Annotated in this window: 17 protein-coding genes and 1 pseudogene; 13 read left to right on the top strand and 5 right to left on the bottom strand. The window is 36.7% G+C overall.

Annotation, left to right across the window (positions count from 1 at the left end):
• Positions 1 to 149 precede the first annotated feature (149 nt).
• Positions 150 to 1,292, top strand: coding sequence for a PRK06851 family protein (locus AB1280_RS16110; protein ID WP_429756443.1), 1,143 nt, complete (start codon positions 150 to 152; stop codon positions 1,290 to 1,292).
• Positions 1,293 to 1,328: 36 nt separating this feature from the next.
• On the opposite strand, the gene AB1280_RS16105 is transcribed toward AB1280_RS16110, so the two are convergent.
• The gene (locus AB1280_RS16105) at positions 1,329 to 2,537 is read right to left on the bottom strand and encodes an NAD(P)/FAD-dependent oxidoreductase (protein WP_429756442.1); all 1,209 of its coding nucleotides are present in this window, start codon (positions 2,535 to 2,537) and stop codon (positions 1,329 to 1,331) included.
• Between the two features lie 142 nt (positions 2,538 to 2,679).
• Between AB1280_RS16105 and AB1280_RS16100 the strand changes: the two genes are divergently transcribed.
• Entirely contained in the window at positions 2,680 to 3,456 is a 777-nt protein-coding gene (locus tag AB1280_RS16100; RefSeq protein ID WP_429756441.1) for a nucleotidyltransferase domain-containing protein, read from the top strand.
• 257 nt (positions 3,457 to 3,713) lie between these two features.
• Here AB1280_RS16100 and AB1280_RS16095 read toward each other — a convergent pair whose 3' ends face one another.
• On the bottom strand, positions 3,714 to 5,240 hold the full coding sequence (locus AB1280_RS16095; protein ID WP_429756440.1) for an FAD-dependent oxidoreductase: 1,527 nt from the start codon (positions 5,238 to 5,240) through the stop codon (positions 3,714 to 3,716).
• Between the two features lie 540 nt (positions 5,241 to 5,780).
• On the opposite strand from AB1280_RS16095, the gene AB1280_RS16090 reads away from it, so the two are divergent.
• Positions 5,781 to 6,860 carry a fatty acid desaturase family protein gene (locus AB1280_RS16090; protein ID WP_272188810.1) on the top strand — a complete coding sequence of 360 codons (1,080 nt, stop codon included), beginning with the start codon at positions 5,781 to 5,783 and terminating at the stop codon, positions 6,858 to 6,860.
• A 187-nt stretch (positions 6,861 to 7,047) separates the two neighbouring features.
• Here AB1280_RS16090 and AB1280_RS16085 read toward each other — a convergent pair whose 3' ends face one another.
• The 3 genes from AB1280_RS16085 to AB1280_RS16075 form a co-directional block, all read right to left on the bottom strand.
• Positions 7,048 to 7,734: an amino acid ABC transporter permease gene (locus AB1280_RS16085; protein ID WP_272188811.1), complete on the bottom strand. Its 687-nt coding sequence runs from the start codon at positions 7,732 to 7,734 to the stop codon at positions 7,048 to 7,050.
• A gap of 79 nt (positions 7,735 to 7,813) precedes the next feature.
• Positions 7,814 to 8,599 (bottom strand): ABC transporter substrate-binding protein, encoded by a 786-nt coding sequence (locus tag AB1280_RS16080; RefSeq protein WP_272188812.1) that lies wholly within the window; start codon positions 8,597 to 8,599, stop codon positions 7,814 to 7,816.
• 17 nt (positions 8,600 to 8,616) lie between these two features.
• Entirely contained in the window at positions 8,617 to 9,339 is a 723-nt protein-coding gene (locus AB1280_RS16075) for an amino acid ABC transporter ATP-binding protein (RefSeq protein ID WP_429756439.1), read from the bottom strand.
• A 745-nt stretch (positions 9,340 to 10,084) separates the two neighbouring features.
• Between AB1280_RS16075 and AB1280_RS16070 the strand changes: the two are divergent.
• The 10 genes and pseudogenes from AB1280_RS16070 to AB1280_RS16025 all read left to right on the top strand — a co-directional run.
• Positions 10,085 to 10,450: pseudogene (locus AB1280_RS16070) on the top strand (HAMP domain-containing protein); the annotation flags it as partial.
• 15 nt (positions 10,451 to 10,465) lie between these two features.
• Complete coding sequence (locus AB1280_RS16065) at positions 10,466 to 11,392, top strand: methyl-accepting chemotaxis protein (protein ID WP_429757354.1); 927 nt, start codon at positions 10,466 to 10,468, stop codon at positions 11,390 to 11,392.
• Positions 11,393 to 11,559: 167 nt separating this feature from the next.
• The gene (gene argR, locus AB1280_RS16060) at positions 11,560 to 12,009 is read left to right on the top strand and encodes an arginine repressor (RefSeq protein ID WP_272188815.1); all 450 of its coding nucleotides are present in this window, start codon (positions 11,560 to 11,562) and stop codon (positions 12,007 to 12,009) included.
• Positions 12,010 to 12,618: 609 nt separating this feature from the next.
• Positions 12,619 to 13,851 carry an arginine deiminase gene (arcA, locus tag AB1280_RS16055; RefSeq protein WP_272188816.1) on the top strand — a complete coding sequence of 411 codons (1,233 nt, stop codon included), beginning with the start codon at positions 12,619 to 12,621 and terminating at the stop codon, positions 13,849 to 13,851.
• A gap of 30 nt (positions 13,852 to 13,881) precedes the next feature.
• Positions 13,882 to 14,880, top strand: a complete 999-nt coding sequence (gene argF, locus AB1280_RS16050) for an ornithine carbamoyltransferase (protein WP_429756438.1) — start codon at positions 13,882 to 13,884, stop codon at positions 14,878 to 14,880.
• Positions 14,881 to 15,236: 356 nt separating this feature from the next.
• Complete coding sequence (arcD, locus tag AB1280_RS16045) at positions 15,237 to 16,652, top strand: arginine-ornithine antiporter (protein ID WP_272188818.1); 1,416 nt, start codon at positions 15,237 to 15,239, stop codon at positions 16,650 to 16,652.
• 34 nt (positions 16,653 to 16,686) lie between these two features.
• A complete protein-coding gene (gene arcC / locus AB1280_RS16040) occupies positions 16,687 to 17,628 on the top strand; it encodes a carbamate kinase (RefSeq protein WP_429756437.1) in 942 nt (313 codons plus the stop codon).
• A gap of 280 nt (positions 17,629 to 17,908) precedes the next feature.
• On the top strand, positions 17,909 to 18,598 hold the full coding sequence (locus AB1280_RS16035) for a Crp/Fnr family transcriptional regulator (RefSeq protein WP_272188821.1): 690 nt from the start codon (positions 17,909 to 17,911) through the stop codon (positions 18,596 to 18,598).
• A gap of 282 nt (positions 18,599 to 18,880) precedes the next feature.
• The gene (locus AB1280_RS16030; protein WP_272188822.1) at positions 18,881 to 20,545 is read left to right on the top strand and encodes a glycoside hydrolase family 13 protein; all 1,665 of its coding nucleotides are present in this window, start codon (positions 18,881 to 18,883) and stop codon (positions 20,543 to 20,545) included.
• Positions 20,546 to 20,736: 191 nt separating this feature from the next.
• Positions 20,737 to 22,380, top strand: coding sequence for a PTS transporter subunit IIBC (locus tag AB1280_RS16025; protein ID WP_272188823.1), 1,644 nt, complete (start codon positions 20,737 to 20,739; stop codon positions 22,378 to 22,380).

Here is a 22,380-nt window from a genome sequence, read left to right as displayed (position 1 = left end):
CTGTGTTTTAACTCTTGTGAGTGGCAGGAAAGGCTCTGACCACTTCTATGCATGGCCAGGTGTAAAAAGAAAGGGGGTATTTCGTCTTTTTAATTTGTATTTGTGGGTATTCACCTATTCCCTCTTACTTGCATATCGTAGCTTATGTAATGAAACTGCTTACAAAGGAGTGGAAGGCAGTGACAGGAAACATAAAAAATTATTATGCTGGCGGTAATACAGCAAGGGGATTTTACAGTTTGTATGAAGAGAACGTAGCGGGATTAGACCGATTATTTATTCTAAAAGGCGGGCCTGGAACAGGAAAATCTTCACTGATGAAGGCGATTGGTCGTGAGTGGGTGAAGAAAGGATACGATATTGAGTTGTTACATTGTTCATCTGACAATCATTCAATTGATGGTGTGATCATTCCCGCGTTAAAAGTAGGGATTGTTGATGGAACGGCACCGCATGTGATTGAACCAAAAATGCCAGGTGTTGTAGAAGAGTATGTAAACTTAGGGATTGCTTGGGATTCTGCTGAACTTAAGAAACATAAAGGTGAGATTGTACATCATACATCAGAAGCGACGAATGCATTTCAGTCAGCTTATGCGTGCTTTAAGACGGCACTAGAGATTCATGATGAATGGGAGAAGTTTTATATTGATCACATTGATTTTGAAAAAGCAAATGAATTAACAAAGAAGCTGGTGCAGCAATTTTTCACTGATAAAACGTGTACGAAAAAAGCGAATGTGAAGCATCGTTTTTTAGGAGCGGCAACGCCAAAAGGAGCAGTTGATTTTGTTCCGAATTTAACAGAAGATGTACCGAAGCGTTATTTTGTAAAAGGGCGACCTGGTTCTGGGAAATCGACGATGTTAAAGAAATTAGCGACGGCAGCTGAAGAGAAAGGATTTGATGTTGAAATCTATCATTGCGGCTTTGATCCAAATAGTCTTGATATGGTTATTGTCAGAGAACTTGGTTTTGCCATTTTTGATAGTACAGCACCGCATGAATATTTTCCAACCCGTGAGAGTGATGAAATCATTGATATGTATGAGCTTATTATTGAACCGGGAACAGATGAGAAATATGCAGTAGAAATTCAAGATGTATCAAGACGCTATAGAGAGAAAATGAATGAAGCGATGTCCTATTTAGCAAAGGCAAAATCTGTGCGTGATAAACTAGAGAAAATTTATATTACAGCGATGGATTTTGAAAAAGTGGATGCATACAAAGCGGAAATTCAAGCTGAGTTTGAGCGGATTGCTGAACTTGTTGCCGAGAAGCAAAAGTGAAGAAAAGGTGAGATACTTTGTTGTATCTCATCTTTTTCAAATCGGATGTGTTTGTCTGTATAAATCAAGATTTGGACTTGATCCATTTATAATAATATCTCGAATAATTCTCGCAAACACCATACTGTACACTATACCATTATCTCCATAAGGATAGATAAAATAGCAGTTAGGCATTTCGTCATACATACCAATCATTGGTAGGCCGTCATGCGTGCCGCCATAAAAGGCACCGAAGTAAAATTCAGGTGTCACATCGATAGTAGGAAACAACTTTTGAAATTCTGTTAGTAGTGTATCTCGTTTATGGATAAGTTTCGCATCTCGTTCTTCGGCGATATCTGTATCTTCATCAAGCCCGCCGATAATAATGCGGTTGTCAGTGGTAGTTCTTATATAAATATATGGGCGAGCAGTTTCCCAAATAAGTGTCCGCTTGTACCAGGAAGAAAAATCGGATATAGGGGTTGTGACAATTGCATAAGAACTGCTAAGTGTTGCATTTTTGTCTTTTTTGAACTCTAAGCCTTCATAGCCTGCAGCAATAATTACTTTTTTTGCAGTGATAGCATGACCGTTTTTTGTAAAAAGAGTGGCTGTATCTCTTTCTAATTTCTGCCCTGTTATTTCGGTATCCTCATATATTTGTACGCCTTTATTTGAGGATTGCTTTAAGAGGCCGTGCGTATATTTATATGGATTAATTTCACCATCGTTATATGTATAAAGAGCAGCGTGCTTTTGGAAGGGATACTTTTGACCAATTTGTTTTTCTGTTAACCAAACTGCCTTGAATCCATGCTTTTGTAAGTGATAAAGTTCTTTTTCTAGTTTCTTAACATCACTTTCATAGCTAGCATAGTACAAGCTATCACGTCGAATAAAATCAGATGAAATGGGTAAATTTTGAGAAGCAGATTCAATGTCGCAAATGGCTTGTTCGCATAATTTAAAATGACGAACGGCATGCTCTTCTCCAAACGTATTCACGAGTTCAAAAAACATTTTGTCACCTAAATATTGAATGAGTCCCGTGTTCGGTAAATTGCTGCCATGCGCAACTTTTCTTTTATCAACAACAACGACACGTAAGTCTGTTTTACTTAAGAAATGTGAAAATTGTGCTCCAGAACTTCCTGCACCTATAATTAACACGTCACATGCTATATCTTCTTGTAAAGAAGGATACGTGGGTGGACTGGGGAGAGTTGTCGTCCAAAACATTTTACCTGTATGTAAATCCATTCCTATACACCTGCCTAAATGAAAATCATACTTCTAAAATTACCGATTTAATGGAGTTGTATACGTTTTTGAATAAAAAGAAGGAATGTTATTCTATTTGTCGAATTTCCGAGGAAATGATCAGAAAATGAGAGTGATACATATGAGAGAAACAATCCAATTCGAATTAGAAAGAATTGAGAAAGAGAATGATGTGAAAATCTTGTTTGCAGTTGAGTCAGGGAGTCGTGCATGGGGATTTCCATCAAAAGATAGCGATTATGATGTGCGTTTTGTATATGTACATCGATTGGAATGGTATTTATCAATTGAGCCGAAGCGGGATGTTATTGAGTATCCAATTAACGATGCCCTTGATATAAGCGGTTGGGAACTCCGCAAGGCACTGCAGCTATTTTCGAAATCGAATCCAGCTTTGTTAGAGTGGATCAGTTCACCAATTGTATACGCGAAGGCATCAGATCTTTCTGAGCGTTTGCAGGAAATGAGTAATCAGTTTGATCCAAAAGCAACGGTATATCATTATTTACATATGGCATCTAAAAACTATCGCGCATTTTTGCAAGGTGAAGAAGTAAAGTTGAAGAAATACTTTTATGTATTACGTCCAATACTGGCGTGCAAATGGTTAGAAGAGAAAGGAATATTGCCACCTGTTGAGTTTGAAAAATTAAGGAATGGGTTATCATTGGATACGGCGCTTTTACAAGCAATAGAAGAACTGCTGGAGAAGAAAAAGGCAGGTGTTGAGCTGGACGTAGGCCCAAGAATTACGTTGCTGAATGAATTTTTAGAAGAGCAGATTACCTATTATGAAGAGTATGTGAAGAGTTTAGAAAAGAAATCAGTTACCGATATTGAAAAGTTAAATGTCCTGTTTCAAGATCTGTTACAGCAAAGCTGGAAAGAGCACCGATAATTCGTGCTCTTTCTTATATGCGGGATGAAATTTCATATTTACCTATATAAATTCATTTTTCAATATATAAATCGCTGCTATGAAAAATCCACCATGACCGCTACTTGCTTGCTCCTTTTGTTTGAGACCCTCGCATGTGGAAGGAAAAGACCCTGAACGTTTCTATGCACCGCCAGATGCTCTCGCCCTTCTCAAAAAAAGAAAGAGGTTTTTATGTCTTTTTTAACTTCTATATATAAAATGATGAGTTTATAGCATTACATATCTTCAATTCTTTTTAAGGCTTCATCTGCTGGCCCTTCAATTACCGCTCCTTCAATTGAAAAACGTGAACCGTGACAAGGACAATCCCATGTGCAATCACCGCTATTCCATTCCACCTCGCAGCCTAAATGTGTGCAAGTTGTATCGACAATATGAAGCTTACCGTCATCATCTTTATACGCACCAGCACGTTTTCCATTTACACTTACAACCGCACCTTCTCCGTGTTCGAGATCTTCTGGTTTACGAAGAGCAAATTCCAGTTTTCCTTCAATCAAATGTTTTGCTACGTCGAGGTTTTGTGTAACAAACGTTTTTATATCCGGATCCGCATGGAATCGTGATGGTGCATAGAGTTCTTTATATGGGCTATCGATTTTCATAACGGATGCTTTTAGCAATAAAGCTGCTGCGGTTCCATTTGTCATGCCCCATTTGCGGTAGCCTGTTGCTACAAAAATGTTAGGATTATTTTCATTAATATGTCCGACATAAGGAACTTTATCGAGTGTAATTAAGTCTTGTGTTGCCCATCTGTATGGAATTGCCTCTATACCAAAGGTTTCTTCGCCAAATGTTTGCAATGCTTCGTAATGGTTCATCATGTTAATGCCTTGTCCCGTTTTATGACTTTCACCACCAATTAACACGAGTTTTTCGCCATCCATGGTGGTGTAGCGGAGTGATCGTTTTGGGTTATCAACGTTTATATACATTCCTCCTGGATACTCTTGCTTTGTTTTCACGCCAAGGACATAAGAGCGTTCTGCGTACATTCTGGCAAAGAAGAAGCTGCTTGCATCATAAAAAGGAAAGTGAGAGCAAGAAATAATGTAACTACAAGTGATCCGATGTCCATCTTTTGTCATCACTTGTTGATAAGATCCTTTTTCTACATCAATTGCAGTTGTATTTTCATATATAACGCCGCCATGTTCAATGAACTGTTCGACAAGCGCTGCTAGGTAGCGAAGCGGGTGGAATTGCGCTTGATTCTTTATAACAAGTGCCGCTTTTATGGGAATGGGAAGTGGGATACTTTCTACATATTCGCCAGGAATATCAAGTTTTCTGTATGCCTCTAATTCTGTTGTTAACTTGTGAAGATTATCGGTTTCGTTTGTATATAAATAAGCATCTTCTTCCATGAAATCACATTGGATATTGTGCTGCTGTACGGTGTTTTTTATAAATTGCAGTGCTTCATTGTTTGCCTCGTAATATAATTTCGCTTTTTCTTCTCCAAAATGATCAATGAGTTCATTGTAAATAAGATCATGCTGTGTTGTAATCTTTGCAGTTGTATGTCCAGTTGTTCCGTTTAAAATATTTCCTGCATCGATTAAAGCAACTTTGATGCCTTCTTTAGCGAGTAAATAAGCAGTTGTGATACCGGTGATACCTGCTCCAACAATGGCAACTTCAGTTTTAATGTTCTCTGTTAGCTTTGGGAAGGTAGGCAATTGAATAGAATCACGCCAATATGGTTCTGGAAATTTTGGGAGTTGATTGTGTTCCAAGTGAATACACCTCTTATTCTAATAAGTTCTTGTTAGTTATTTTTTCCAAATAGAGAAATTTCATGTATTTAAATTGAATTACCTAAAATTATTTTTATATAATTTCTTAGAAGGGGTTCTATATGAAATTTTGTATTTTAAGTGAATTAGCAGAACGCAGAGTAAATAAGATTAAGTATAGTAATCATCGTGAAATGAAGTAATTAGCGAAGGACGGCTGAAAAGATAATAAGAAGTGTAAATGTTGATAAATAAACGTCTTTTCTTTAGTAACATAGAAAGTGATTATAAAAATATAACCAACTTTTATGACCTAGTAATAAATTATATTGACAATGTGGAAAGCGTACTGATATGATTCATCTTGTGGAAAGATTGATAAAGAGTAAAAAGAGAAATGTTTTTCAATGAATAATAATTGTAAGAGTGAGTGAGCATAATTTTCTTAGAGAAAGAAAATTTATAATAATAGTATTATCAATCTGGAAACAACAATCGATGCAAAGTGCGTAAGCGCGGCATGAGAAAGGGGCAAAAGGAATGAAGGATCTTCATACGTTTGGTTGGTATGCAGCCCGTGTATCACCACATTTGCCAAAAAAGGCATTTAAACCAGTCCCGGCTCGTTTGTACGGCGGACTAGCCTACTTATTGATTACGATAGCAGGGTTTTTGGCAATTGGCTTATTCAATTTGAATGTGTGGGCCAATCTTGGAATTGCAATCGTTTTAGGATTGTGTTTTGCATCTATGGGATTTCTTGGACATGAGATTTTACATGGTACAGTAGTAAGAAAAGCTTGGTTAAGAGATTTTCTTGGAGCAATTGCGTTCTTGCCATTATCAACTGGACCAAAATTGTGGAGAAAGTGGCATAATTTAACGCACCATGTACATACACAACATGAAGAAAATGATCCAGATGCATGGCCAACGATGGATAAGTTTAAGAAAAGTAAATTTTTACGCTGGGTATATCGCCTTCCGTTACATGTTCGCTCTTTCTTCAGCTTTTTGTCGTTAACAATTCAATTTACAATGCATTCGTCTCGTATGTTTTTCCTTTTTATTAAGGAATTTAAACCGCAGAATCAAAAATCTGTGTGGTTCCAGCTTCTTTTGCCATGGACAGTGTGGATTAGTTTATTGTTTATTATGGGGCCTACAAAATGGTTTTTCGCTTATGTCGTTCCATTGTTAATTGCAAATTTCATTGTAATGGCGTATATTGCAACAAATCACCGTTTGAATCCAATTGTTCCTGTAAACGATCCGCTTGCAAACTGTTTATCGGTAACAGTGCCGCGCTGGATAGACGTATTACATTTTAACTTCTCATATCATACAGAACATCACTTGTTCCCAGGTATGAGCTCGAAATACTATCCGTTAGTAAAAGAAAAAATTAAAGAAATGTGGCCAGAACGCTATCATGAAATGCCGATGGAGAAAGCGTTAGCTGCGCTTTGGAATACACCGCGTGTGTATTATCAAGGTAGTGAGTTAGTTGATCCACATAAAGCACATTTATACGGCTCTTTAGGGAATGGGTTAGATCCTGCGAATATTGAATATCGCCAGGAAAATATAGAAGAATCAAAAGTTGTGAAGAACGGCTAAAATATAAGTTTAAAAAATGAAATCCCCCCCTTTTTTTTTAGGAGGGTGAGAGCACCTGGCCGTGTATAGAAGCGGTCAGGGCTTTTTTTTGCCACGAGCGATGTTAAAAACAAAGGAAGCAGGCGAGTGCTCATGTTTTATATATACAGGACGATAAAAGCACGAGCTCGCGAAGAGTTCGTGCTTTTTACATAGGAATTTCTTTTTGGTTTGCTCCTTGTGGATAATTCGTGTTTTTTCGTGCCAATCTTTTTTCAAGAAGATGTACAAAGTACGTGAATAGAAGGACAAGTGCAAGGTAATAGATACTGACAATCATATATGTTTCGAGCTGCTGAAAGTTTGCGGCAGCTTCAGAAAGACCAGTACCCCACAGCTCTGACATTCCTACATAGGCAACGAGAGAGGAGTCTTTTAAACCAATAATAAACTGATTGCCAAGCGGCGGGAGTGATAAACGAAAAGCTTGTGGCAAAATAATCCGCCGCATTGCTAATGGATATGACATCCCTAAAGAACGAGCTGCTTCAAGTTGGCCGCGGTCGACGGATTGAATAGAGCCCCTAAAAATTTCTGTAATATAAGCACCGTTATGAACAGCAAGAGCAATTGCCCCCGCCCAAAACGGGGATAACACAATAATAGATGTAATTCCAAAATAGAGGATCATAATTTGTACAACTAGCGGTATCCCACGAATAATCGCAATATATATATGGGCGATTCCATTTAAGAGTTTGCTATTGGAAATACGAAAAAAGGCAAATAATAATCCAATTAAGCATCCAAGTAATAAGGACGTTATAGTTAGTTGCAGTGTAATGACAACTGCTTTTAGGAACGCTGGATATGTAGATACGAAAATATCAATCATCGTTATCACCTCTATATCAGTTTTTTACTATGATAACCATGCCCCACTGAAAGATGTGGGGCACTATTTTTAAAAAAATCTATTTTGCTTTTTCACCTAGAATGTTACGGCCGAACCACTTTTTACTGATTTTTTCATAAGTGCCGTCTTGAATGATTTCATCTAATGCTTTATTTAATTTCTGTAGTAATTCTTTGTCGTCTTTCCGAACAGCAATGGCCATTTCATCAAGGGATAGTGGTTTTCCAGCGTCTTTTATATTTGCTTTTCCTTCTTTCATCATGCGAAGACCTACCATTTGATCTGTCACAACAGCATCAATTCGTCCTGGTTCTAAGTCCATAAGGGCGGTAATATCACTATCGTATTCGGTAATTTGGTCTGTTTGTTTGGCAATAAGTGTTTTGAATGTACTTGCTTTTACAACACCTACTTTTTTTCCTTTTAAATCTTCAGCGGAGGAGATGGATTTGTTCGTTTTTGTAACGAAAATTTGGGCGCCAGAACGATAATATGGATTTGTAAAGTTAACTGCTTTTAGACGATCTTCTGTGATGGCCATACTTCCTAAAATCACATCATATTTTTTCGCTTGCAGGCCTTGGATTAATGTTTCCCAAGGATTTGTAACAGGAACAGCCTTCATGTTCATTTTCTTAGCAAGAGCTTCACCAATTTCAACGTCAAAACCGGCAAGCTTACTATTTTCTTTATAGCTGAACGGTTTATACACACCGCTCATCGCGTAGCGAAATTCTTTCTTTCCATCAGTCGATGAAGTACTGCTTTCTTTGCTACAGGCACCTAATAATAAAGAAGCACATAAAGTGATTGCTACTATCGCTCTAAACATATTTCGTTTCATACAAGTACCTCCAATTTTTATAAAATATTTCGTAAAAATTGCTTCGCGCGCGGGTTTGAGGGAGCAGTGAAAAATTGTTCTGGGGGTGCATCCTCGACGATTTGTCCGTCATCCATAAAAATAATGCGGTCAGCTACATCGCGAGCAAATCCCATTTCATGTGTGACGATAATCATCGTCATCCCTTCTTTTGCGAGATCTTTCATAACTTGTAGTACTTCTCCGACGAGTTCAGGATCGAGGGCTGAGGTAGGTTCGTCAAATAACATAATTTTTGGATTCATTGCGAGTGCTCTTGCAATAGCAATTCGCTGTTTTTGACCACCGGATAAAAGATCGGGTGTTACATTCGCTTTATCTTGCAATCCGACCTTTTCTAATAATTCGTAGGCAATGTTTGTTGCTTTTGTTTTATCTAGTTTTTTGACGTGAATAGGAGCTTCTATGATGTTTTCTAGTGAGGTCATATGAGGAAATAAATTGAAATGTTGAAAAACCATACCGACATTTTCGCGGACTTTGTTTAAATTTGTATGTTTCGAATGAATTTGTTCTCCCTGTATCGAAATTTCTCCATTATTATACACTTCCAGGAAGTTTAAGCAACGAAGTAATGTGCTTTTTCCTGAACCGCTTGCACCGATTAGGACAACAACTTCTTTTTCTTTTACGTGTAAATTGACATGTTTTAACACGTTTAAAGAGCCAAATGATTTTGTAAGATTTTGGACTTGTATCATGCATCCCCCTCCAAAGAAATGTAGATGTATAAAAATAACTTATTTTTGTTAATTAGTCATTAATTGTAAAATTCCTTTATTTTCGTTAAAAATTCAAAGGGATTATCGGTCGTATATTAATAGAAAACAGGAAAAATTGTTATTTTAGAAAGTAGAAGTAAAAAATAACTCGATTCATAGTATCCATGTAGAAGGTTCGGATGTAACGATGGTAGATAGCGGTGGGAATACGTTGGCATCTTGTTCAAGGAAAATGGGGGAATAGTATACACAAATCATTTGCTGTTACAGGTTGAGGTGTATATAAAAATTAGTTGGGTAATAGTACTAGTATTACTTAGATAAGAGTACCTAAAAGGCCCCCTAATAAGCTTGTTACTAAGTCTAATACAGGAGTTGAAAGTTTTGTAAGCATAATTATTTTCCCTCGCAATATAGTTATATAAAATTTTAATAAATATGGTTTTTGATTGTGATAATAAGAAGTGTAAATATAAATAGTTTATATTGTTATAATATAAGGGCAGAATGATCCCGTATCCTGGATCTCATATATAGCAAAATACCCTAAGGTTTCATTATGGAAAGCGAAGAACGATAAACATTCTTCGCTTTTTTGTATCCTTCCTACATATTGTCATGTAAGGAAAGGAATAGGATTAGAAATATTTATTTTAAAAATTGTTATATCTATTTATAATGAAAAAGTAAATAATAATATATAGAGTGTGTTTATATTATTTGGATGGGGGAGCTTGGAGTGGAAAAAGAAAAAAAGCCTTTTTCTTTTGGGCTGCATTTACAGTTAATGTTTTTTATAACGGTATTAGCGCTTATTACGTATTCAACAAGTTTAATTTTCATTTATGTTGTATATGATTATGTTCATGAATATGTAAATCAAACTATATACAATATTGTTGTAATGATATTAGGGGTTATTTGGTCAGGGATTTTGGCATATTTTGCAGCAGATTTTCTTATTAAACCGCTTCGAAAGCTTGAGGAGGCTGCTCATAAAGCGGCGAATGGTGATATTCGTGAAGATGTTTCGCTTCCAAAAGCAGATGATGAGATCCGTTCTTTAAGTGTCGCTTTTAATGCGACGCTTGGAAATTTGCGGAAAATGGTGGAGAATATTGATACGACATTTACATATACAAACCATCAAGTGCAGCAAATTCGTGAGCAAACGGGAGAGGCAACGAAACAAGCACAAGGTGTATCGGAAACGCTTACTGAAATTTCTGTAGGAGCAGAGCAATCAGCTGCTTCTATTCAAACAATTGTTTCTACAGTCGATGCGACAATTTCGATTGCAAGTGAAGTAGAAGAAAAAGCAAAGCAGTCTGATGAATTATCTTCGCAAATGGTGCAGGCGCTCGGGCAAAGTACACGTGTCTTTGTATCGCTTATTGAAGGAATTCAAATGTTAGCGAAAGAAAACGAGCAATCGATGAAAAGTGTACAAAAGTTAGAAGAACATACAAAACAAGTAGGGCATATCGTTTCGTTAGTGAGTGAGATTGCTAGTCAGACAAATTTGTTAGCATTAAATGCATCAATTGAGGCAGCTCGTGCTGGGGAGCATGGGAGAGGATTTGCAGTTGTTGCTGAAGAGGTACGAAAATTGGCAGACGAAAGCGCAAGTTCAGCACAAAATATTTCAAAATTGTTGCATGATATGCAAAACGAAGTGAACCGTGTTTCTATGCAAATGACAGATCAGGTGAAAACAGCAAGGGAAGAAGCGAAACGAGGAGAAACAACGGAACTCATTTTGAAAGACATGACAGAGAGTATTATGGAAGTAGCGGATGCAATTCAAAAAATCGGCGGTTATATGAAAGAACAGATGAATTATATTCATGAAACTGGTGTACAAACGAAGGAAGTAGCAGCGATTGTTGAAGAAACCTCGGCAGGAGCACAAGAAGTTGTCCGTTTAACGATGAAGCAATCTGAAAATATGATATCCATTGATCAACTATCAAAAGATTTAGAGAAGCGCGCAGGAGAGTTAAAAAAGACAATTGCACAGTTTATGATATAGGAAAGAACGATGATTGTTCTTCCTTTTTATTTTGCTATAGATGATGCAGAGGATGTAAACGAAAAACTTGTTATAAAAATAAAAATATGAACGTTTCCGCAACATTTATCTTTATCTCTTTCAGATGAAAATTATAGCAAGATATAATGTTAGAGGGGGTGCCTTTCATGAAAAAAGAGAAAAGACAACAACTAATTAAACAATTGGTGAGAGAGAATGAAATAGATACACAAGAAAAATTGGTAGAGTTGTTACAGGAACGTGATGTATTGGTTACACAAGCAACGGTTTCTCGAGATATTCATGAATTAAATTTAGTAAAGGGAGCTTCTTCAAAAGGAGTAGCGATATATAAGGTTTTTATAGAAGAGAACCAGCGAACAGATATACAGCTAAAGAAAAAAATAAGAGAAGTGGTTGAAAAAATCGATTATGTAGAACAACTGATTGTTATTAAAACTTTGCCTGGGAATGCCCATGTTATCGGTGCTTTACTAGATTCTTTAGACTGGAAAGAAAAAGTAGGATGTATATGTGGGAATGATACATGTCTTGTAATTTCTCGATCAAAAGTAGATAGGGAGATTATAAAAGATAGATTGGGTTTGATTATGTAGATACAAGTTAAAAAAACGACATAAAAGCATTCTTTTTAGGTGGGCTAGAGTACCTAGCTATGCATAGAATGTGTTACATGCGAAGTAAAAATAAGGGGAGAAAGTAGCAGGCTCCAAAACATATTTATACATACAAATGAGAAGGCTGTTTCTAATGGAAATTAGAACAGCTTTTTTGCTTTTACTGAACTGTATCCCGCTATTTGTGGGCAGTAATACTCCCACCTCAAGATTTGGAGAGAAGCGTTGTCCAGTTTCGGTGACTAGAATGTTCGGTGGGAGATAAACTGCTGGCATGCACCCGATTGGGAGAGCTAACTTCTTGTGAGGGAAAGCGTCTAACAAGAGAAAGTTTCACTGTATGAGAATACGAGATAAAAATTTTTAATTAAAAATAGAGGCAATTATACAGCTAATATACGTAATGTTTTACCCCATTATTTAATTATGAAATGAAATACCTTATAAAAATACAATTACATATATGTTTTAAAAAATAATTTGTGAAATATTCCACTTAATATTGTTAGCGTTTTCACAAGGCGATATGTGCATTCTGTTTATTATGTATTTGTAGACATCAAACAAATTTAAAAGGAGGTACAACAAATGAAACATCCGATACATGTTACTTCAGAAATTGGAGAATTAGAAACAGTTTTACTAAAACGTCCTGGTAAAGAAGTGGAAAACTTAACGCCAGATTATTTGCAACAATTATTATTTGACGATATTCCATATTTACCAATTATTCAAAAAGAACATGATTATTTTGCGCAAACATTACGCAATCGGGGTGTCGAAGTTCTTTATTTAGAAACACTAGCAGCTGAGGCGTTAGTTGGTAAAAAACTTCGTGAAGAATTTGTTGATCGTATTTTAAAAGAAGGACAGGCTGACGTAAATGGTGCATACCAGAATTTAAAAGAATATTTACTTTCCTTTTCAAATGAAGAAATGATTCAAAAAATTATGGGGGGCGTACGTAAAAACGAAATTGAAACTAGTAAAAAGACCCACCTGTATGAATTAATGGAAGATCATTATCCATTTTATTTAGATCCAATGCCAAATCTATATTTTACTCGTGACCCAGCAGCTAGTATAGGTAGCGGTTTAACAATTAACAAAATGAGAGAACCAGCACGGAGACGTGAATCGTTGTTTATGGAATATATCATTAAACATCATCCACGCTTTGCGAGTCACAATGTACCAGTTTGGTTAGATCGTAATTATGAGTTTCCAATTGAAGGTGGCGATGAGCTGATTTTAAATGAGGAAACAATTGCGATTGGCGTATCAGCTAGATCATCAGCTAAAGCGATTGAGCGCTTAGCAAAAAATCTATTTAGTCGACAAAATAAAATTAAGAAAGTACTAGCAATAGAGATTCCAAAATGCCGTGCGTTTATGCATTTAGATACAGTATTTACAATGGTTGATTACGATAAATTTACAATTCATCCAGCTATTCAAGATTCAAAAGGTAATATGAATATTTACATTTTAGAAAAAGGAGAGAGTGAAGAAGTTCTCAATATTACTCACCGTACATCTTTAACTGAGGCTTTAAAAGAAGTGTTAGGTTTGAGTGAATTAGTTCTTATTCCTTGCGGAGGAGGAGATGCGATTGCTTCTGCCCGTGAACAATGGAACGATGGATCCAATACATTAGCAATTGCACCGGGTGTAGTTGTTACATATGATCGCAACTATGTATCCAATGCTTTATTACGAGAGCATGGTATAGAGGTTGTGGAAGTATTAAGTTCGGAATTATCTCGCGGCCGTGGGGGTCCACGTTGCATGAGTATGCCGATTGTTCGAAAAGATATCTAGGATAAATTCAGGAGAAAGTAGGGATGAGTGATGATGATGACAAAACCAAACTTAAAAGGAAGAAGTTTTCTTGCAGAAAAAGATTTTACAGAGGAAGAATTATTATATCTTATTGATTTAGCGGCAGAATTAAAAGAGAAAAAGAAAAACGGTATCCAGCATCATTATTTAGAAGGCAAAAATGTGGCTCTTTTATTTGAAAAAACTTCAACTCGTACCCGTTGTGCATTTACGGTAGCGTGTACAGATTTAGGGGCAAGTCCTGAATACCTAGGTAAAAATGATATTCAGCTAGGAAAGAAAGAATCGGTTGAAGATACAGCAAAAGTGTTAGGACGTATGTTTGACGGTATTGAATTCCGTGGATTTTCCCATGAAACAGTACAATCTCTAGCAAATAATTCAGGTGTGCCAGTATGGAATGGCTTAACAGACATGTGGCATCCGACACAAACACTTGCAGATTTGTTAACAATAAAAGAGCACCTCGGAAAATTAAAGGATATTAAGCTCGTCTATGTTGGAGATGGACGTAACAATGTGGCGAATAGCTTATTAGTCGGCGGTTCGATGGTAGGAATGGAAGTACGCATTTGTACTCCAGAGTCACTATTCCCAGCACAGGAAATTATTGATACAGCTAAAAAGTATAGTGACCGGATTATGGTAACGAGCAATGTGGAAGAAGCTGTTGCAGGTGCCGATGTTATTTATACAGATGTATGGGTATCTATGGGGGAAGAAGATAAGTTTGCTGAACGTATTGAACTTCTTACTCCATATCAAGTGAACATGGAAATGGTTAAAAAGACTGGAAATGAAAATATGATTTTCTTACATTGTTTACCTGCATTTCATGATGTAGAAACATTGTATGGAGAGGAAATATATGAAAAATATGGCATAAAAGAAATGGAGGTAAGTGATGAAGTATTCCGCAGTAAGCATTCAAAAGTCTTTGATCAAGCGGAAAATAGAATGCATACAATTAAAGCGGTTATGGCAGCTACTTTAGGAAATATGGAATAAAGAAGGAGGAGATTCCTCCTTCTTTATCCCTCTATTAATAGAAGTTTCACTTTATCCCGCGTTAACGGGCAATAATACTCCCACCTCAAAACTCGGTGAAAGCATTGTCTAGCTCTAGCGGCTAGAATCTCCGGTCGTTTCGCCCTCTCGGACGAGGCAAAAAGTGCCTCTCTGCCCTGGGCGTGGGCGTCCTGCGATTCTGAGCGAGCCGCCTCCGCTTTTCTTAAGAAGTTAAGGTGGGAGATAAACTGCCTGTAAAAGCCCGATTGGTTCAACTGATAATCAGTGGGGATGAAGAACCCCCCGCTGATTAAAGTTTCACTTTAGTCCTATCTGATAAAAGAGAGGTGAGTGTAATGGGGGAAGAAAAAAAATTAGGACTGTTTACTTTGACCGCGCTTGTTGTAGGCTCCATGATCGGAGGCGGAGCATTTAACTTAGCAAGTGATATGGCAAAGGGTGCAGGTGCAGGGGCAATTATTATTGGTTGGGTTATAACAGGTATCGGAATGGTTTCTCTTGGATTGGCGTTTCAAAATTTAACAGTGAAAAGACCGGATTTAGATGGTGGGATTTTTAGTTATGCAAAAGCTGGATTTGGTAATTTCATGGGGTTTAATAGTGCCTGGGGATACTGGCTATCCGCTTGGCTCGGAAATGTAGCTTACGGTACGTTATTATTTGCTTCACTAGGTTATTTTTTTCCGATTTTTGAAGGTGGGCAAAATGTAGCATCGATTATTGGAGCAAGTATATTACTATGGTGTGTTCATATGATGATTTTACGCGGTGTACACTCAGCGGCACTTGTGAATTTAGTAACAACAATTGCAAAGTTAGTACCAGTCTTTGTATTTATTGTTGTAGGGATATTTGCTTTCCATATTGATATTTTCGTAGATGGATTTTGGGGGCAAGGTGCTGCTTTTTCATGGGCGGATGTAGGAAGCCAAGTTAAAAGTACAATGCTTGTCACACTTTGGGTGTTTATTGGGGTAGAAGGAGCTGTCGTCTTATCAAGTCGTGCAAAAAGTCGAAGTGATGTTGGGAAAGCAACGGTTATTGGATTAATAGGAACTCTTATTATATACATTCTTCTGACACTATTATCATTAGGGATTATGAAGCAGGCTGATGTTGCGAATTTAAAAAGTCCTGCAATGGCCTATTTATTTGAAAGCGTTGTCGGAAAATGGGGAGCTATCTTTATTAATTTAGGTTTAATTATTTCTGTATTAGGTGCTTGGTTAGGCTGGACGTTATTAGCATCTGAAATTCCTTACTTGGCTGCTAAAGACGGCGTATTTCCAAAATGGTTTGCGAAGGAAAATGAAAATAAGGCTCCTGCCAATGCATTATGGTTAACAAATGGTCTGATTCAAGTGTTCTTGTTGACATTTGTTGTTTCAGATCAAGCTTATCACTTTGCATTTTCGCTCGCTTCTTCGGCAATTTTAATTCCGTATGCTTTTTCAGCATTCTATCAATTTAAGTATAGTTTGCAGTCTCAAGAGAAAGATCGTACAAGAAATATTGTCATTGGTTTAGTTGCGAGTATGTATGGGATTTGGTTAATTTATGCAGCAGGTTTAAATTATTTATTGCTGACTATGACATTATATGCACCAGGAATTTATATCTTTTACAAAGTTCAAAAGCAAACAAATTCAAAACAAATCTTTACTCGTGTCGAGCTTATTTCCTCGATAGTTATTGGAATTTTAGCACTGTTTGCAATTTATCAATTGGCTACAGGCGGTATTACTCTTTAAAAAACTCTTTTGAAAAGAAATGGAGGGTTACAAAATGACAAGAAAAAAAATCGTCGTTGCACTAGGAGGAAATGCAATCCAATCTGGAGATGCTTCTGCACAGGCACAACAAGAAGCATTAGAAAGAACGGCAGAACAATTGGTTAAAATCATGGAAAATAATGTAGACGTTGTCATTGCACATGGGAATGGTCCGCAGGTAGGTAACATCTTATTGCAGCAAAAAGCAGCAGAAACGGACAAAACACCTGCCATGCCATTAGATACTTGCGGTGCAATGAGTCAAGGGATGATCGGGTATTGGATGGAGAATGCAATTGAAAAGGCATTGAAAAAGCGGGGTATCGAAAAAGATGTAGTAACGGTAATCACTCGGGTTGAGGTGGACGAAAAGGATGAGGCGTTCGAAAATCCAACAAAACCAATTGGTCCCTTTTATACAGAAGAAGAAGCACGGAAGTTAATGGAGACAACAAAAGCGACATTTAAAGAAGATGCAGGACGTGGCTGGCGACGTGTTGTTCCATCGCCAAAACCGGTAAGCATTCACGAACATAAAGTGATTAATGCATTGGTAGAGGACGGTGATATTGTCATCGCTGTTGGAGGCGGAGGCATTCCAGTTATTGATTCAAAAGATGGATTAATAGGAACGGAGGCTGTTATAGATAAAGATTTTGCTGCTCAAAAATTAGCTGAATTAGTAGATGCTGATATTCTCGTTATTTTAACTGCAGTTGATTATGTGTATGTAAACTTCAATACACCAGATCAGAAGAAGCTAGAGCATGTTAAAGCGGATGAGCTAGCGCAGTATATAGAAGAAAATCAATTTGCACCTGGAAGTATGCTTCCGAAAATTCAAGCAGCTATTAACTTTGCGAATACAGATCCAAAACGAAAAACAATTATTACTTCATTGGAAAAGGTATATGAAGCGTTAGAAGAGACTGCGGGTACCATCATTTCCAAGTAAAATCTATATATTTGTACATAAAAAGAATGAAGTGACATGCTTCATTCTTTTTATATGTAAATATATAAGAAGTTCATAAAGTATTCATTCATAAAGGGAAAATACAGCGTTTTATTATGATAAAATAATTTTTGAAGGCGCTTTCTTTATGCTGCATTATAACTTATCCTACTATTCGTGGGAACTCTCACCTCAAGATTCAAAGAGAAGCGAATAAAATAGGGCGAGGACATCCTCAACTGATGGAAGTTTCACTTTATAGAAAGAGAGAGGACGTTTCATGCAAAGACGAAATATAGTTGAAGACTTAAAGCAATTTGAATTATTTGCTGATCTATCAGATAAGAAATTAAAAAGTTTAGCAGAGCTTGTTTATTGGCGAACCTATAAAAAGGGCCAATTTTTATTTTTAGAAGGTGATTCAAGAGAAAGAATTTACCTGATGTTAGATGGATTTGTTAAATTAGAACGAGCGAATCAAAGCGGTAATTTGTTATATGAAGATTACATAAAGCGTTTTTCTATTTTTCCTTATTGCGGTATGTTTACAGATGCGTCATATAATTATACTGCTATAGCAATGACAGACGTCGATGTGTACTATATTCCCACTTCTATCTTTGAGGATATGGTGAAATCAAATCAAAAGCAGCTTATGTATATGGTTCAGGAGCTATCTTCTATATTGAAAATAAATGAAAAACGAGTCCAGAATATTACAATTCCAAATGCCCAAGATCGCGTCATACAAACATTAGGTTACTTGATGAACGATTTAGGAGAGGCAGCGGGAGAAGAAATTTTAATTTCATGTCCTCTCACAACAATTGAAATTTCTAAAATATCCGGGACATCTCGGGAGACGGTTAGTGGGGTATTAAAGCAACTAAAAAATGATTGTATCGTCACAATTCTGGATAAAAAAATTACCATACATGATCCGACTTATTTTGAAGAAAGTTCGATGTGAAAATAATAAATAGTAAGGAAAGTAAAAAGAAGGTAGCAATAACAAAACTGATTGTTCATCTTTCTTTTCCTATTTTCTATAATGAAAGTTCTTTATATGTTATAAAGGACTTTTTTGGCGTTATCAAATAGTGGGATAAAAGTTTCACTTTGTTTCAGACTAATCATACACATATATATTTAGTAATAATATAAAATTTATCGTTGCAAACTCTTTATATTTTGTTATGATAGTGTTACGAAAACGTTTGCATAACCTTGTGCAAAAAGGAGAGAAGGAGCTATGAACAAAACGTGGTGGAAAGAAGCTGTAGCTTATCAAATTTATCCGCGCAGTTTTATGGATTCAAATGGTGATGGTATCGGAGATTTGCAAGGAATGATCTCAAAGTTAGACTATTTAAAAGATCTGGGCATTGATGTAATTTGGATTTGTCCAATGTATAAATCGCCAAACGATGATAACGGCTATGATATTAGTGATTATCAAGATATTATGGACGAATTTGGTACGATGGCAGATTTTGATGAATTATTAGCAGAAGTGCATAAGCGTGATATGAAGCTGATTATTGATTTAGTTATTAATCATTCAAGTGATGAGCATCCTTGGTTTATTGAATCGCGTTCTTCTAAGGATAATCCAAAGCGCGATTGGTATATATGGCGCGATGGGAAAAATGGAAAAGAACCGAATAACTGGGAAAGTATTTTTAACGGATCTGCTTGGGAGTATGATGAGGCAACAGGCCAATATTACTTACATCTGTTCTCACGTAAGCAACCAGATTTAAATTGGGAAAACGAAGAAGTGCGCCAAGTTTTATATGACACAGTGAACTGGTGGCTTGATAAAGGAATTGACGGCTTCCGTGTTGATGCGATTAGTCACATTAAGAAGGAAGATGGATTCAAGGATATGCCGAATCCGAAAGGGTTAAAGTATGTGCCTTCTTTCGATAAACATATGAATGTTAAAGGTATTCAGCCGCTTTTAGAAGAGTTAAAAGCAAACACGTTTGCTAAATACGATATTATGACTGTTGGCGAAGCAAATGGCGTGAAAATTGAAGATGCTGAGCTTTGGGTTGGGGAAGAGCAAGGGAAGTTCAATATGGTATTCCAATTTGAGCATTTAAGCTTATGGGATGCAGAAAAGAAAAAAGAACTTGATGTTGTAGGCCTTAAAAAAGTGTTAACGAAGTGGCAAAAAGGTTTGGAGAATAAAGGATGGAATGCGCTGTATATTGAGAATCATGATAAACCTCGTATTGTCTCTACTTGGGGGGATGACAAACAATATTGGCGCGAAAGTGCAACAGCTTTAGGGGCAATGTATTTCTTTATGCAGGGCACACCGTTCATTTATCAAGGGCAAGAAATCGGGATGACGAATGTTCAGTTCCCGCGTATTGAAGATTATGATGATGTGGCGATTAAGAACTTATATCGTCAAAAGATTGAAGAGGGAGTACCTCATCAAGACATTATGGAGATTATTTGGGCATCTTGCCGCGATAACTCACGTACGCCGATGCAGTGGAACAGCGAAGAAAATGCTGGCTTTACAACAGGTACGCCATGGTTTGGGATGAATCCAAATTATAAAGAAATTAATGTCGAAGCGCAGCAAGTAAACGAAAATTCTATTTTGAATTTCTATAAAAAGATGGTTACACTGAAAAAAGAACATGAAGTGTTTACGTATGGAACGTACGATTTACTTTTAGAAGATCATCCACAAATTTATGCGTATACACGTACGCTAGGTGATGAAAAAGTCGTTGTTATTAGCAATATATCGAAGAGTGAAGCTGTATATGAAGAGACTTTATTCAAGTTAGAATGCAATCGTTTGCTTTTAAATAACTATAAAGTAGAAGCTCATGAAGCAGTGACAACAATTACTTTACAACCATTTGAAACAAGGATTTATCGTGTTAAATAATAGAAAAAGATGCTGATATAGCATCTTTTTTTTATAAAAATTTATATTTTTTATAAAATTATTATTGCAATATGAAAACGCTTTTATTAAAATATATTTATGAAAACGATTACGCAAACGTTTTCGTAAAGGGGATAAGCAATTATTACTTATACATGAGGGACTAAGTTAGAAAAAGGAGGAACAAAAAAATGAAGAAGCTTGCATCTTTTGATTTTTGGCAAAAGTTTGGGAAAGCTTTACTAGTAGTAGTTGCGGTTATGCCGGCTGCTGGTTTAATGATTTCCATTGGTAAACTAATCGGTATGTCTGCTGGGGATGTAACTGCAGTACAAACGATTGCTAGAGTTATGGAAGATATCGGTTGGGCGATTATTGTAAACTTACATATTTTATTCGCTGTAGCAATTGGGGGATCTTGGGCGAAGGATCGTGCAGGCGGTGCGTTTGCAGCATTGTTAGCATTTATATTAACAAACCGAATTACAGGGGCGATTTTTGGTGTAAACGCTGCAATGTTAGTGGATCAAAAAGCGAAAGTCTCTTCCTTGTTAGCGGGAGATTTACTTGTAAAAGATTACTTTACTTCTGTTCTTGGTGCACCAGCACTTAACATGGGAGTTTTCGTAGGGATTATTTCAGGTTTCTTAGGAGCTACGCTATACAATAAATATTATAACTATAATAAATTGCCACAAGCATTAGCTTTCTTTAACGGAAAACGTTTCGTACCATTTGTAGTAATCGTTGGTTCTACAATCACTGCTATTATTTTATCATTCGTATGGCCATTCATTCAAAGTGGATTAAACGAATTTGGACGCTGGATTGCAGCTTCAAAAGATAGCGCACCAATAGTTGCGCCGTTTGTATACGGAACATTAGAACGTTTATTATTACCATTTGGATTACATCATATGTTAACGATTCCAATGAACTATACAGCGCTTGGCGGATCGTACACAATCTTAACAGGTGCTAAGGCAGGACAAGTTGTAGCGGGACAAGATCCATTATGGCTTGCATGGATTACAGACTTAAATAACTTAATTACTAAAGGTGATATGAAGGCATATCATGACTTATTAAATAGTGTTGTTCCTGCACGTTTCAAAGTAGGACAAGTTATCGGTTCAACTGCATCATTAATTGGTATCGCATTTGCGATGTACCGCAACGTAGATGTAGAAAAACGTCATAAATATAAACCAATGTTCTTCTCAGCAGCATTAGCGGTATTTTTAACTGGGGTTACAGAGCCGATTGAATTTATGTTTATGTTTATCGCTCCAGTATTATATGTTGTGTATGCAGTTATCACTGGTGTAGCATTTGCATTAGCAGATATTATTAATTTACGCGTTCATGCATTTGGTTTTATTGAGTTATTAACTCGTACACCAATGATTGTAAAGGCTGGATTAACAAGAGATCTTATTAACTTCTTTGTTGTATCAGCTATCTTCTTTGGATTAAACTTTACAATCTTCAACTTCTTAATTAAAAAGTTCAACTTACCAACACCAGGACGTGCTGGTAACTACATTGATAATGAAGACGGTACTGAAGAAGTAGCAGCAGCAAGTGTAAAAGAAGGCTCATTAGCAGCAGCGGTTATCGCGTTGTTAGGTGGGAAAGACAACATTGCCGATGTAGATGCTTGTATGACGCGTTTACGTGTGACAGTAAAAGACTTAGATATTGTTGCAAAAGAAGCAGAGTGGAAGAAGAACGGCGCACTTGGATTAATTGTAAAAGATAAAGGTGTACAAGCTGTATATGGTCCAAAAGCTGACGTATTAAAATCAGATATTCAAGATATTTTAGGGATATAA

The organism is Bacillus sp. S10(2024), assembly GCF_050473865.1.
Classification (GTDB): domain Bacteria; phylum Bacillota; class Bacilli; order Bacillales; family Bacillaceae_G; genus Bacillus_A.
This window is presented reverse-complemented; position numbering and strand designations above follow the sequence as displayed.